10 protein-coding genes are annotated in these 14,600 nt (G+C 47.8%); 6 read left to right on the top strand and 4 right to left on the bottom strand.

Going from position 1 to position 14,600, the window contains the following annotated elements:
- Nucleotides 1–20: 20 nt before the first annotated feature.
- Entirely contained in the window at nt 21–974 is a 954-nt protein-coding gene (locus tag M2387_RS05950; RefSeq protein WP_259047826.1) for a sugar-binding transcriptional regulator, read from the bottom strand.
- Between the two features lie 304 nt (nt 975–1,278).
- Here M2387_RS05950 and dalD point away from each other — a divergent pair, with 304 nt between their 5' ends.
- From dalD to zigA, 6 genes are all read left to right on the top strand, one after another.
- Nucleotides 1,279–2,664, top strand: a complete 1,386-nt coding sequence (gene dalD, locus M2387_RS05945; protein WP_259047825.1) for a D-arabinitol 4-dehydrogenase — start codon at nt 1,279–1,281, stop codon at nt 2,662–2,664.
- Nucleotides 2,648–4,108, top strand: a complete 1,461-nt coding sequence (gene xylB, locus M2387_RS05940) for a xylulokinase (protein WP_259047824.1) — start codon at nt 2,648–2,650, stop codon at nt 4,106–4,108. The genes dalD and xylB overlap by 17 nt, the downstream gene beginning before the upstream one ends.
- 75 nt (nt 4,109–4,183) lie before the next feature.
- Nucleotides 4,184–5,149 (top strand): substrate-binding domain-containing protein, encoded by a 966-nt coding sequence (locus tag M2387_RS05935; protein WP_259048315.1) that lies wholly within the window; start codon nt 4,184–4,186, stop codon nt 5,147–5,149.
- Nucleotides 5,150–5,215: 66 nt separating this feature from the next.
- A complete protein-coding gene (locus M2387_RS05930) occupies nt 5,216–6,715 on the top strand; it encodes a sugar ABC transporter ATP-binding protein (RefSeq protein WP_259047823.1) in 1,500 nt (499 codons plus the stop codon).
- An 85-nt stretch (nt 6,716–6,800) separates the two neighbouring features.
- Nucleotides 6,801–7,712, top strand: a complete 912-nt coding sequence (locus tag M2387_RS05925; protein ID WP_259048314.1) for an ABC transporter permease — start codon at nt 6,801–6,803, stop codon at nt 7,710–7,712.
- 184 nt (nt 7,713–7,896) lie between these two features.
- Nucleotides 7,897–9,123, top strand: a complete 1,227-nt coding sequence (zigA, locus tag M2387_RS05920; protein ID WP_259047821.1) for a zinc metallochaperone GTPase ZigA — start codon at nt 7,897–7,899, stop codon at nt 9,121–9,123.
- Between the two features lie 661 nt (nt 9,124–9,784).
- On the opposite strand, the gene M2387_RS05915 is transcribed toward zigA, so the two are convergent.
- The 3 genes from M2387_RS05915 to M2387_RS05905 all read right to left on the bottom strand — a co-directional run bounded on the left by M2387_RS05915 (nt 9,785) and on the right by M2387_RS05905 (nt 14,464).
- Nucleotides 9,785–11,032: an alginate lyase family protein gene (locus M2387_RS05915; protein WP_259047819.1), complete on the bottom strand. Its 1,248-nt coding sequence runs from the start codon at nt 11,030–11,032 to the stop codon at nt 9,785–9,787.
- A 166-nt stretch (nt 11,033–11,198) separates the two neighbouring features.
- Nucleotides 11,199–13,220 (bottom strand): heparinase II/III domain-containing protein, encoded by a 2,022-nt coding sequence (locus M2387_RS05910; RefSeq protein WP_259047817.1) that lies wholly within the window; start codon nt 13,218–13,220, stop codon nt 11,199–11,201.
- Nucleotides 13,220–14,464 (bottom strand): alginate lyase family protein, encoded by a 1,245-nt coding sequence (locus M2387_RS05905; protein WP_259047815.1) that lies wholly within the window; start codon nt 14,462–14,464, stop codon nt 13,220–13,222. Before M2387_RS05905 ends, M2387_RS05910 begins: the two co-directional genes overlap by 1 nt.
- Between the last annotated feature and the right edge of the window lie 136 nt (nt 14,465–14,600).

Raw genomic sequence — 14,600 nt, 5'->3', positions numbered from 1 at the left:
ATGGCTTTATCACTTCCAGGCTAAGTATTATCCAGCAGTAAACGTTCAGCCGTTGTTTCATCAGTCACCAGACCATTGATCCATTTCCCGCGTAGTACTGCCTGAACTGCCTCAAATTTATCCTCCCCTCCTGCAAAAGCAGTTAGCTGGCGGGCAGGAGAGCGCTGGAGCGCAATACTGGTGCAGCGGCTATCCAGAACATCGGGCAGTCTGTTACCCTGGTTATCGATAAAATGGCCGTTGATTTCGGCCACGGCGCCTGCCTTTAGCAGACGCTGCACATCTTCAGCGGTGATAAAGCCCCCGGTATATAACGGACATTCAAAAGAGATATGACCAATACCGATAAAGGTAACATCCGCCAGGGCGGTCTGTTCATTAATCAGTTTATAGATCCGATGGTTACACCAGACTTCCCGGTCTTCCTGGTTGTCAGCGAATAGCGGAGCAGGCAGGATAAAATATTTCCCCGAGGTTTTTTCCGCCAGACTGAGAGATACGTCGTATAGCGTACAGGAACCATCGCTGGCGATAGCGCCAATACGTGACAGACAGCTGTGCTGTGGCCGCGAAATCTCAGACATCTCTTTCACCGCGCCGCGTAATGTTCGCCCTGAACCGAGGGCGATGATTTGTGGTTGCTCAGGCTGCACTGCCCACTCTATTTCCTCTGCGGCTGAGACCGTTATCATATGCTGAACCGTTTCCGCTGGCAGTCCTGCCGAAGGCACCACCTGGCAGCGGGTAAGACCAAAAGTCTGTTTCATCTGTTCAGCGAGGGAAGCACACTGGGCCACAGTATGAGAGATCCGTACCTGTACTAATTCCATTTCTGAAGCAGCGGCTACCAGACGTTGCGCGACCTGTCGCGATACCCCCAGCACATCCGCAATCTGATTTTGCGTTTGTCCGCCGATGTAATACATCCAGGCGGCTCTGGCGGCCATGTCCTGTTTTTTATCATTTTTAGTCATCACTCGCCCCGTTTCTTACCAGCACGCTGGTCAGCTAATTTTCGCCATAGTAATGCATCTGATATCAAGAATAGCGAAGTTTTTTACCCGGTTCTGTCTCATCTGCCCATCATGAAATCTACTGATTAAGTGCCAGCCTTGGCATCACTATAGCGTAATCAACTCCCTGGCACCGACAGTGTAATCTTTCGTTTTGTGATCCATTGCTCAGTAACAGGGCAATTATTCATTTAAATTTCCCTGCATGAATAATTGCCCGCCAATTAAATAATTGCTCACTTTTGTTTATGTTAAGGGGAAGAGAATGACAACATCAAAACCGTATTACTGGATGCATCTGGGCGCGGGATCTTTTCACCGCGCTCATCAGGCCTGGTATCTGCATCGTCTGCTGGAGCAGGGAGATGACCGCTGGCATATTGCCCTCGGTAATATTCGCAATGATGCCGAACCTCTTCTCACGGCTTTAGCTGAGCAACAGGGGCAATACCAGCTGGAAACCGTGACCCCGGAAGGTGAACGTCGCTATGAAACCATCACTTCAGTAAAAAAAGTGCTGCCCTGGGATAAGGAGCTCAGCGCCATTGTGGCTCAGGGGGCTGATGAAAATACCAAAGTGATCGCTTTTACCGTTACTGAAGGCGGTTACTACCTTGATACCGACCATCAGCTTGACCCGCGTCATCCTGATATTCAGGCAGATCTGACGGGTGAAGCCCGTACTATTTATGGAGCACTGGCCCGCGTATTACGGGCACGACTCCAGCAGCATGGTCAGCCCGTGACCTTGCTGAACTGCGATAACCTGCGTCATAACGGCGAGCGTTTCCGGGCGGGTTTTCTGACCTTCCTGCGGTTAAGTGACGATCCCGAACTCCGCCAGTGGGTAGAGCAGCACACCACTTCGCCAAACACCATGGTCGATCGTATTACTCCGCGCCCAACTGCAGATATTGCTGACCGGGTGCGTGAAAACATGGGCATAGAAGACCGTGTGCCGGTGATGGGAGAGGCCTTTATTCAGTGGGTGATTGAGGATGACTTTATCGCCGGACGTCCGGCACTGGAAAATGTCGGCGTTGAAATGGTGGCGTCGGTTCTGCCATGGGAAGAGGCTAAAATTCGTATTCTCAATGCCAGCCATAGCTGCATTGCCTGGGCGGGTACGCTAAAAGGGCAGTCTTATATTCATGAAAGCACGCAAACCGATGCCATTCGCCAGCTGGCATGGGACTACGTTACCGAGGATGTGATCCCTTCTTTAACGCCGAGTCCGCTGGACCTGGAAGCCTACCGGGATGTGGTTCTGTCCCGATTTAGCAACCCGTATATTCAGGATACCAACCAGCGTGTAGCGGCTGACGGGTTATCGAAAATCCCCGGTTTTATCACGCCCACGCTAGTGGAATGCTATCAGCGTGGTGCCGAGCCGCGTGCGACTGCCGTCTTACCTGCACTGTTCTTCCTGTTCTTACAACGCTGGCACCGGGGGGAGCTGCCTTATACCTACCAGGATGGAGTTCTGAATGAAGAAGCAATGCATGCCTTGCTGGATGCGGATGATGCCCTGGCGCGCTTTACCTCCGATGAAACATTATTCGGGCCACTTGCGAGTGACCCACGTTTTGCCCGACTAATGCGCGATACCGTCGCCCAATTGGAGGAGGCTGGCTATGTATCTGGGCATTGATGCCGGAACCTCTGAGGTAAAAGCGCTGGTGCTTGATGACAATGGCACCATCCTGGCAATTGCCGGTGCGCCATTGACCGTTCAGCGGCCTCATCCTCACTGGTCAGAACAACAGCCCGAAGCCTGGTGGCTGGCACTTAACCAGGCAGTAGAGCAGTTACGCGGTGAGATTGGCGATCGCTGGTCTGAGATCCGCGCTATTGGCCTGTCCGGACAGATGCACGGTGCCGTGTTACTGAATAAACAGGGAGACGTTCTGCGGCCTTGCATTCTCTGGAATGATACCCGTAGCGCCCGGCAGTGCGAGGCTCTGACGCGCAAGGCACCTCAGTTGCATGACATTGCCGGTAATCTGGCAATGCCCGGATTTACGGCACCCAAGCTGCTATGGGTTGCTGAAAATGAACCCGAAATATTTGCTCAAACGGCACATGTGCTGTTGCCGAAAGATTATTTACGCTGGTGCATGACCGGTGAAATGGTCAGCGAAATGTCGGATGCCGCAGGCACATTGTGGCTGGATGTTGCGCGTCGTGACTGGTCAGATGATTTACTTGCGGCTTGTGGTTTAAACCGCGACATGATGCCAGCTCTGGTGGAAGGATCGCAGGTTAGCGGCATCTTAAAAGCCGATATCGCCGCACGATGGGGTCTGAAAGAAGGCGTCATCATTGCCGGTGGCGGTGGTGATAACGCGGCAAGTGCGGTGGGTATTGGCGCTGTTAATACCGGGGATGCTTTTATTTCCCTTGGTACCTCTGGCGTGTTATTTGCGGTTAACGACTGCTACCGTCCTAATCCACAGTCCGCGGTACATGCTTTTTGTCATGCTTTGCCCAATCGCTGGCATCAGATGAGCGTCATGCTAACGGCGGCGAGTGCTCTGCGCTGGATCTGTCAGCTGACGGGGTGTAGCGAAAGCACGCTGATGGCAGAAGTTGAACAGCTCAGTGAAGATCAGCGTGAACAGGCCCCACTTTTTCTGCCTTACCTTTCCGGTGAACGTACGCCCCATAACGATCCGTTAGCTGAAGGGGCATTCAGCGGCCTGAAACATTCAACAACCCGGGCTCATCTCGGTTATGCCGTCATTGAAGGGGTGACCTTTGGCCTGGCGGATGGATTACGGGTACTCAATGACGCAGGAACCGAGCTGAAGCAATGCTCCCTGGTCGGCGGCGGAGCGCGCAGTCCTTTCTGGGCGCAATTAATTGCTGATGTGCTGAATTTGCTGATTATCACCCATGAAGGGAGTGAAGCTGGCGGGGCTCTGGGGGCTGCGCGTCTTGCACAGCTGGCAACCGGCGCAGACGAACAAACCGTGTGTGTGAAACCGCCAGAGCGACATCGTTATCTACCCGATGCATCCCGTTTTGAACTACTACAACACCGCTTAAAGCACTGGCGTTTACTCTACCGTCAACAGGTTGAGGCACGCGACTGATTTTAATGAATTGAATCTCGATTTTTCTATCACAGGCAACACTCTGTATCTCACAATAAGGAAAACAAGATGACAATAAAAAAACTCGTTTGGGGCGTCACACTGGCACTGGTTTCAGTCACAGCAACGGCTACCGCACAGGCTGAAGACAAAGTGAAAATTGGATTTGCCAACCGTACCCTGAACGGCGCGTTTTTTAATGGTTTGACTGAATACATGAAAATCCATGCCAAAGATCACGGCTATGAACTCATCACCACCGATGCCCGTGGCGATCTGAATAAGCAGATCTCTGATGTGGAAGATATGCTGGCACAGGGAATTAACTATCTGGTACTGAACCCGCAGGACCCGGAAGCCGGTCAGCGTATTGCCCAGATTGCCAAAAGTAAAAATGTTCCGGTAATCGTACTGGACAGTGATATTTCTCTCGATGCGCCAGTGGTAACGCGTGTTCAGGCGAACAATGCGAAAAACAATATTTTAATCGGTGAGTTTGCAGTCGACAAGTTTGGTGATAAGCCGCTGAACTGTGTCGTGATTAGTGGTAACCAGGGGAACCTGGTTGGCGAAGCGCGTCGTACTAATTTCTTCCGCGGCGTAATGGAAGCCCAGCTGCGTAAATATAACCATACCCAAGTGAATATATTAAGCCAGGGCTGGGGTAACTGGGATCAGCAGGGCGGTCTGAAAGCAATGGAAGACTTGATTGTTGCCCATGGCGATAAAATTAACTGCGTTTACAGCGAAATGGATGATATGGCGCTGGGTGCAGTATTATCTCTGAAAGCTGCTAATAAATTACAAAATGTCAGCGTTTATTCGCACGATGGCTATAAAAAAGGTCTGGAAGCCATTCAGCGTGGTGATATTCAGGCTACTGCCTCAAATAACCCCGATCTGCTGACGAATACCGTTATGGATGTCATTGATAAATACCAGGCCGGAACGAAAGATTTCCCTGACTACGTTTATATCCCGTCAATTCTGATAACCAAAGATAACGTCAGTAAATATTACAACAAAGACTCTATTTTCTGATTCGCCATTGCGGGCAGGAATTCCTCCTGCCCGCAATGTTAAAACAGCGTCAATGAGGCATGCCAGATGCAAGAATATGCAATTGTCATCGACAAAGTAAAAAAGCGGTTTGGCGGGGTTCATGCCCTGCGAAATGTGAGCCTGAAAGTTAAACACGGGGATGTTCACGCCATTGTCGGTGAGAATGGCGCGGGTAAATCAACGTTAATGAAAATCCTTTCCGGTATTTATGTCAAAGACGGCGGAACGTTGCAGATTAATGGCGAGGAGGTGCATTTCACCACTCCCGGACAAAGCCGCGAACATAAAATTGGCATTATTTATCAGGAATTGGCTTTAGCGCCTGATCTGACGGTTGCCGAGAATATCTTTCTTGATGATTTAACCTTGGGCAAAAAAATCATCAACTGGAAAGAGCTTAATCATAAAGCGAGCAAAGTATTAAGCCAGTTGGGGTTTGATATTTCACCGGAAGAGAAAGTCGGTAACCTGAGTGTCGCCTACCAGCAAATGGTTGAAATTGCGAAATCGCTGGCCCGCGACGTTAAGTTTCTTATTCTGGATGAACCGACCGCGGTATTGTCCGAACGTGAAATTAGCATTCTGTTCAGCCAGCTCAAACTGTTAAAAGGCCAGGGAGTGACGATTCTATATATCTCTCACCGACTGGAAGAGATTTTTATGATAGCTGATGCCATCAGTGTGATTAAAGATGGTGAGTCGATGGGCGATCTTGACCCTAAAATCTGTACGGAAGACGATATTATTGCCGCGATGGTAGGGCGTAAGTTTGAGAATCTCTACCCTGAACTTAATACCCCTCAGACCGAAGAGATTTTACGGGTAGAAAACTTATCCACTCGTACTCTGCTGCGCGATATTAATCTTCATGTGCGTAAAGGTGAAATTATCGGGTTAGCCGGACTCGTCGGTGCAGGACGTACTGAAATAGCACGCTGCTTATTTGGTATAGACCGTATGGCCACTGGCACTATCAAGAAAAATGGTCAGCCGATTACGGTTCATCATCCTGTGGATGCAATGAACCATGGTATTGGACTCGTGCCAGAAAGCCGTAAAGAGCAAGGAGCTATTCTGGCGCAAAGTATTCGCGAGAATATCTCTATTTCCCGTCTGAAAGACGTCTGTTATCGCCTCGGTATCATCAGCCATCGTAAAGATAAAAAACTCGCCGAAGAGTATCGCAATAAGCTGAAAATTAAACTGGGTTCTGTAGAAGACCCCTTGTCCAGTCTCAGTGGCGGCAATCAACAAAAAGTGGTTATTGCCAAATGGCTTAATACCGACTGCGACGTGCTGATCCTTGATGAGCCCACCCGTGGTGTTGATGTCGGCGCTAAAGTCGAAATCTATAACGTTATTCATGAGCTGGCCAAACGTGGCTACGCGATTATTTTGATTTCATCTGAAATGGTGGAAGTGATTCATCTCTCTCATCGGGTCTATGTCATGAGTGAGGGCAGTATCACCCGTGAACTTACCGGAGATGAAATCTCGGAAGAAAATATTATGAAACACGCAATTCCGAAACGCGCTTTAGTCTGAATGGGGAACCCAGATAATGGAAAAGGTCACAACATCACAAACGACAACCACCCCTTCAGCCGTAAAGGGGATCCTGACATTTTTAATGAACAACTCAACGTTGATGGTTTTTCTGCTGATGCTGGTGATTGCCGGATTTTTATCAGATAAATTCTACAGCGGCGATAATCTCACCAACGTATTGCGTCAGAGTGTGCCACTGGGTCTGGCAGCATTAGGTTTGCTGTTTGTTATTCTCACCGGGGGAATCGATCTGTCCGTCGGTTCAATCATGGCGCTTATTTCGGTTGCGGTCGCGATTTTAATCCCGGAAATTGGTCTCTGGCCCGCCGTTTTTGCCAGTCTGTTTATTGGCGCACTGGTCGGTGCCGGTTCTGGGGTGTTGGTCACTGCGTTTAATATCGCTCCTTTTATTGCCACTCTGGCGATGATGACGATTGCCCGAGGTCTGTCCCTGATTGTCTCCAAAGGTCAGCCGGTCTTTATTGATGATATGGCGCTGGTCGATTTTGGTACCGGCTACTTTCTGGGACTGCCGAAGCCTGTTTATATCCTGATCATCTTCGCTCTTGCCGCGCATTTTATTTATAAATACACCACATTTGGGCGCCTGGTGATTTCTATCGGCTCTAATGAAACGGCGACCCGCTTCGCAGGTATTCGTGTTGGCTGGTATAAATTTGCCGTCTATGCCCTCAGTGGTTTTGCCGCAGGCATGGCGGGCTTACTGGCTTCAACACGTACCGGCGTGGGTTCACCGGTACTGGCGGTGGGCTTTGAACTGGATGTCATTGCTGCTGTGGTCGTGGGGGGCGCGAGTCTGGCGGGTGGTCGCGGCAATGTGGTCAACACCATTATTGGGGTACTTATTTTAAGTATTATCTCGAATCTGATGAACCTGATGAATATTTCTGGCTACAACCAGCAAGTCGTGAAAGGCGTGATTATTATTGCTGCGGTGATGCTGGAAAGTATGAAATCCCGCAAGCGGGCGTAAATAATTTCCCCAGGTAAAAATGGCAGCCGCTGGCTGTCATTTTTGCTCTTCTGCTTCAGTCCCTCACTCAGACTCACCCGACAGGACTCTGATAAATAGAGCTATCGCGCTATTGTCTTTTTGTAATTGTTATAATATAACACATGCGTGAAGTGTTATATTATAACAATTAAGTGAGTTGCAAATGTCGGAAATCATCATCAATGCTCAAGCGGATACCCGCTTACCGGTCACCGTACTGTCAGGCTTTCTTGGCGCGGGTAAAACCACCTTACTCAATCATATTTTAAATAATCGCGAAAATCGGCGTGTCGCCGTGATAGTCAATGATATGTCAGAAGTCAATATCGATGCTGCCCTGGTGAGGGGCGGTGGGGCTGAATTATCACGAACTGACGAAAAATTGGTAGAAATGAGCAACGGCTGTATCTGCTGTACCTTACGGGAAGATCTGTTGCTGGAAGTCAGTCGTCTGGCCAAAGAAGGGCGCTTTGATCAGCTAGTGATTGAGTCTACCGGTATTTCAGAACCGCTTCCGGTAGCAGAGACCTTTACCTTTGCGGATGAGCTGGGAGATAGCCTGTCCGCTATCGCCAGGCTTGATACCATGGTAACCGTCGTAGACGGTTTTAATTTTCTGAACGATTACGAGTCAAATGCCAGTCTTCAGTCCAGGGGGGAATCACTGGGAGAAGAAGATGAACGGAGTGTTGTCGATCTGCTAATTGAACAAATTGAGTTTTGTGATGTGCTGGTATTAAACAAAGTTGATTTACTCGAACAGTCACAAACAACCCGCCTGATGGCTATTCTCCACTCTCTGAACCCCCGGGCAAATATTCTGCTTTCTCATTTTGGCAAGATCCCTCTGGATGCAGTGCTCAATACCCGGCTATTTGATTTTGAGCAGGCAGCCCAAGCTCCCGGCTGGCTAAAGGAATTGCGCGGTGAACATCAACCAGAAACCGAAGAATACGGGATTACCAGTTTTGTCTTCCGGGCTCGCCGTCCTTTCCATCCACTGCGTTTTTCGGAAGTTATGGAAAAAAATCTGCGTAATGTAGTGCGTTCTAAAGGTTACTTCTGGTTAGCCAGTCGCCCTGAATATGCAGGAACCTGGTCCCAGGCAGGAGGCGTCGCTCGTCAGGGCTACGGTGGAATATGGTGGGCCAGTGTGCCGAGAGCGAGCTGGCCGAGTGATGAAGAGTCCCTGGCATTGATCCAGGATAACTGGCTGGATGGCGTCGGTGACGCTCGCCAGGAGCTGGTTTTTATCGGTATTGATATGGATGAACAGTCATTACGGGTGCAGCTCAATGACGCTTTACTTACGGATGCGGAAATGGCTACGGGCCTGGCAAGCTGGTTGTCGTTTGAAGACCCACTGGAACCCTGGTTTGAGAATGAATAGCGTTTATCATTTTTGGTGCCAGATCAATTTTTTAACAATGGCATATCGCCCGGTACAGGGAATATATCTGACAAACGATCAATTTTTAGTGTCTTGAGAGTATTTCTGAGAATTTGATTATTTCATTATTAATCAAATAGATGAGTGTTTTCTGGAGTAGTATAAATAAGATATTAATAATTTCATCTACAGGATATTAAACCATACATAAACGAAATTATCAGTGCTAATACCTGTTAGTATCGTTCCCAGGCAGTTGAAGTAAAAAAGGCCTCCCCTTAAACAGGGGAGGAAATTCTGTACAAGAAAAATCCGAGGGCATATTACTAAACACGGAGTAAATTAAGATGATCTCAATCAATTTTTGTCAGCCTATCGTCAATCGATAGTAAACAAGTGTAATCAAGGTGATTGATAACATTAATAACTATTACATTTAGTTATTAATAATGGTTTTTTAGATCCTATTGGCAGGAAATACCTTGTGCTGACACGTTTCTTCTTGAGAAAAACGATGGCCTTTGCATGAAAAAAAGAGGGGAAAAGGCACAGATATTAAGACGGTTTTTAGGGAGGTAATGTAAACATTATGTTGGTAAAATGCTATCGCAGCTATGCCCGTCGGGCATAGCGTTTATTGGGTATTTTTTAAGAATCAATTCTATGAGTGATTAGCTCTATTACCAGTTTTTATCGGTAAGGGAGCGACCAAAATAGTAATATCATCAGGATATTTAGCCTGTAAGTAGCGTGCTTTTTCGTTAAGTAGTACGTCGTCCGGCCAGGCTTTTGCCGCTCTGGACAGACTTAACAGGGCTTTTTTATCGTCCATTTTATCCATATCTTTCCATGGCCACGGCGTTTTACTGTCTACAAAGCTTGCGATATACCGATAGCCGTTGTGGAGATTATGGTTGTCGACGTTGTGATTCCAGATATCAACATGGACTTTTTCACCGAGTTTGGCTATCTGGCTATAGGCGTCCAGATTAAAGTTACTGTAGTGCCACGAGCGAGTTCTGGCGACTTCACGCACCTGCTTGCCTTCAGTGTCAAAATGATTAGGAATTCGACGGTTTTGCGTGATATTCAGGCGTTCTTTAGCGTTAATAGTCTTGCCACTGAATTGCGCGAAAGTGGCGGCTTGCAGATCATACCAGGTTCCGTGATTATTCTTTCCGCTCTCTTCTTTGAGTCCATTAGGGCTGACCGTCATCCAGTAATACAGATCGCCAAACCATTGTTGTAGCTGCTTATATTCACTCTCTTTAATTGCACCTGATGAGTGTAATAACTGAATAGCATCGACAACATTGACCAGCACGCGAGTATCAATGATGCCCGTTCCGCGGCCAGTATTCATTCCTGGCGTTGCCTGGGCATGAGCCATATTAGGATTCATACGTGTAGCAGGGTTAAGGAACCAGGCGCGAATTTGCTCTGCCGCTTTTTCGCTGTAGCGTTTATCTTTGGTAAAATACCAGGCCAGTGCGAGGTTAGAGACATTATTACTCATTCTCACCAGACGCTTTTTATCTGTGGCGTCGTTGCTGGCATCAGGGTTGTTCTCCCCGTCTCTGCGAATATAGGGCAGACCGTCTTTTTTCGTCGGATCCGGCCACCAGTATGGCGGGAAGCTGTAGTAGTCATGTTTATTGCCGCTCGCGGCTACCAGTGTTTTATCCATAACCGAGAGCAAAGGCTGATTAAGTGCGGTGTTAGCTTTTTGAATCAAAGCACTTTCGGCTTTCAGGAAATGAGGATTACCGGCTTGAATTTGTTCCAGGCTGAGCGCTAAGTCATTATTATCAATAATATAAGGGTTTGACTCAGCAGCATATAATCCACTATGTACACCAGATAGTATGAGAGCCAGGTACCATGCACTTCGGGGGGATAATCGGGTCATAATCATCCTTCAGTATTAGATTTATGGATGAACTACCTTACTGTGTTTCCGGGAATGTAATCAATGCTGATTGGTATCAAAAAGAAACATCATTTCAAAATTTATTTCTAATTATTTAATTAAATGAAAACGGCGCCGAAGCGCCGACGTAACAGGAAAATATAACTTATAGCGGCCTGATAAGAGTGGATATCTTACTTTCCGGTAATAACCTTGGGTCGTGATAAATGATAATTTGCTGTTTATATTCAGCTCGTTGAAAATCCAGAGTAGTGTGATCGGGCATATATTGTACGTTCACCTCGATAAGCGGGCTGTCGCTATTAAAGTCCCAGATACCGGCAAACCAGGCCTGCGGACTGTCATTGCGTAATACCAGATAACTGAGGTCAGTCACCGCAGGATTATTCGGCGCATATCCTTGCCATAATTCCGTATTTGCAGAGCCAGCAAGCCAGAGTGCAAGCGTTCCTTGTGTGTGGGAAAAGTGACGTGGCTGGCAATGCTGCAATTGCATTACGGTGGTATCACGCATGACCTTGAGAGGTCCTGTATCGGTAAAAATAGCAGAGACACCACTCTGATCGAGCGCTGTTGCCGATAAATGCAGGGTCCAGTCCAGTTGCTGGCCATGAGGGTTATCAACCGTCGATAAGTCGATTAATACATCTTCTATCCATAATAAACGACGACGAAAGCGAATATCACGCCAGGCTTTCGTATCCCATTCCACGCGAGTATGGCTGTTTAACGCGGGAGGAGATTTCCGCCAGTCCGCTTCACAGTCAAGCCAGTGGTAGTCATCTCCCTGATGCCAGTTCAGTACTTCAGGATGCGTGGGCGGCTGATTACTCTGATTCACCGTCAGCGTATTATGCGTGGCGCTATTTTTGTAGTAGTCATAGTGCATTCGGGCCCCATAACCGGTAGTCCCTAAGTCGGGTAGCAGTGGAAAGCTGTCCTGCCATATCAGCATACTGAGCCGGTCGTAATGATCGTGCTCTCCACCATAGGGACTATGCTTAATCAGAATCACTTCATCTTTATCAGGGCGGCGCCACATTGTCAGCCCGGCACCCGGCGCGAAAAAAGAACCAGTCGGTACCAGCGATGCTGTTTGTGTCTGCAATGGAACATCGCGCCAGAGTAACGCTTCGAGAGTGTCTTTACCGGCATCAGTAAAGTTAAGTACCGCGGCATACCGAGGATCTTGCCAGATATGCCAGGCAAACTCGTAAATATCGTTATGATGTAGCTGTTCTTGTCCGGCAATACAATCATTCAGGCGCGGGAACGTCCCATCCGCCAGCAATAGTGACAGTGGGAAATCCAGCATCTTTTGATACCACGGACCCTCAATCAGACTCCATGGACTCCCATAAGCCATTTTTTCAAACGCAAAAAAGCCCTGAAGTGCATAAAAGTGGTAATGGACGGAGCCTTCAAACCACAATCCTTCTGCTAATAAACCATTCTCAAGCTGCCAGCGCAGTCCATAGATCTCATTGACTGCGAGATTAAGTAGCGAGTCATCCTTAAGAATAAAGCCCAGAATCGCCAGGGCCGCGTTGATCTTCACTTCATGATTATGAATTTGCGGGCTGCGGTGCTGACGGAGAAAATCAGCCGCGCTGCGCAGTAACCGGGTCGTGATAAATTGCTGTTGTTCAGCACTTAGGGTATCGGCTATAAAATCGTAACCTAGCGCCAAATCAAGAATACAGTTTGCTTCGCACAGGGTTTGGGCATTCATTTTCCCCGGGCCATTATGTGGAATATTGCCGTGCACCTGGTAGTCGGGGTAGAACTCAGCGTATCCGAGTAATATCTCTGCCACTTTTTTAGCATAACGAGGCTCACCGGTTAACTTCCACAATAAACCCAGATGATAGCAAGCGCTGGCATTATGGCCATTCATCACTCGCCACCACGCGCTATCATAAGGTTCACCGCTAAAGACTTCGCCATCTACCGGGCAGCAATGACGGGTCGGTTCGTTTTTGTCCCAAATAAGTCGCACGCTGTGGTGCGGGCAAAAATAGTACAGATTCCAGCTGGCAATGCCGCTTTGCGGAATGTGTACCGGCGCATCAAGCACCGGTGCATATTCAGTCATCAGCTGTTCAACAGTGCCGCTATGCGCAGCACGATAGGCAATTTTTGGCCATTGCCCGTTGAATTGCATCATTATTTTTTATCTCCGCCCGCAGATTTCACCGGTAGTGGTGCAATCAGAATGGTAATATCTTCAGGGTACTTAGCCTGTAAATATTGGGCTTTTGCATTGAGCGAGGCGTTGTCAGGCCAGGCTTTAGCCGCTCTGGAGAGGTTAAACAGCGCTTTTTTATCGTCTGTTTTATCCAGATCTTTCCAGGGCCAAGGGGTATCGCTGTTCACGAAGTCAGCGATATAGGTATAGCCTTTGAGCAGACTGCGGTTATCAATCTGATGATTCCAGACATCAACCTTGGCTTTTTCGCCTAATTTTCCTAACTGGCTATAAGCCTCGAGATTAAAATTACTGTAGTGCCATGGACGTGTGCGCTCCAGCTCGCCCATTTGGCGACCCTGGTTATCAAAGTGGCTTGGGATCCGTCGGTTTTGCGTAATATTTAAGCGTTGTCTGGCCTCTTCGGTCTTACCGCTAAACAGGGCAAAAGTGGCGGCCTGCAGGTCGTAGTATGTACCGTGGTTGTTATGCCAGTTATCTTCTTCAATGCCATTTTTACTGGTGGTCATCCAGTTATAAAAATTGCCAAACCACTGCTGAAGTTGCTTATATTCACTGTCACTAATTAAACCTGATGGACGAAGCAACTCAATTGCGTCAACCACCTCGACCAGTGCTCTGCTGTCAATAATGCCAATACCGCGTCCGGTGTTAATGCCCGGAATTGCCTGAGCATAATCCAGATTGGGATTCATCAGAGTTTTTGGTGCCAGGAACCAGGCTCGGATTTGCTCAGTCGCTTTTTCAGCGTAACGTTTGTCCTGAGTGAAATACCAGGCCAGAGCAAGGCTATAGACATTATTACTCATCTTCACCAGACGCTTTTTGTCAGTGGCGTCGCTGTTTGCATCGGGATTAGTCTGTCCATCTTTACGAATATAAGGCAGACCATCTTTTTTAGAAGGATCCGGCCACCAGTAAGGAGGGAAACTGTAGTAGTCATGCTTATCACCGCTGGCAGCCAGCAAGGTTTTATCCATCACAGAGAGCAACGGTTGATCAAGTGCGGCATTCGCTTTTTTGAGTAACGCATTTTCCGCTTTAATAAACTGCGGGTTACCTGCACGAATTTGTTCAAGGCTCAAGCTTAAATCTTTATTATCAATAACATAAGGGCCGGCCTCTGCGGCATATAATCCGGCACTGGTTCCGGATAATATGAAAGCCAGACATAAAGCACTGCGATTTGATAATCGGGACATGAAAATGATCCTCAAGTATAAATATTGAACATATTAATATTCACGAATGATATATTTTTCGATGTTTGTATGAATTTAAATAATAGTATTTTTCATCAAAGGGAAACGTTGTTTCAAATTTGATTGTGGCAGTTTA

This window comes from Klebsiella sp. BIGb0407 (assembly GCF_024807845.1).
In the GTDB taxonomy this organism is placed as follows: Bacteria; Pseudomonadota; Gammaproteobacteria; order Enterobacterales; family Enterobacteriaceae; genus JGM124.
Note: the sequence above shows the minus strand (reverse complement) of the source record. Positions and strands in the feature narration are given on the sequence as shown.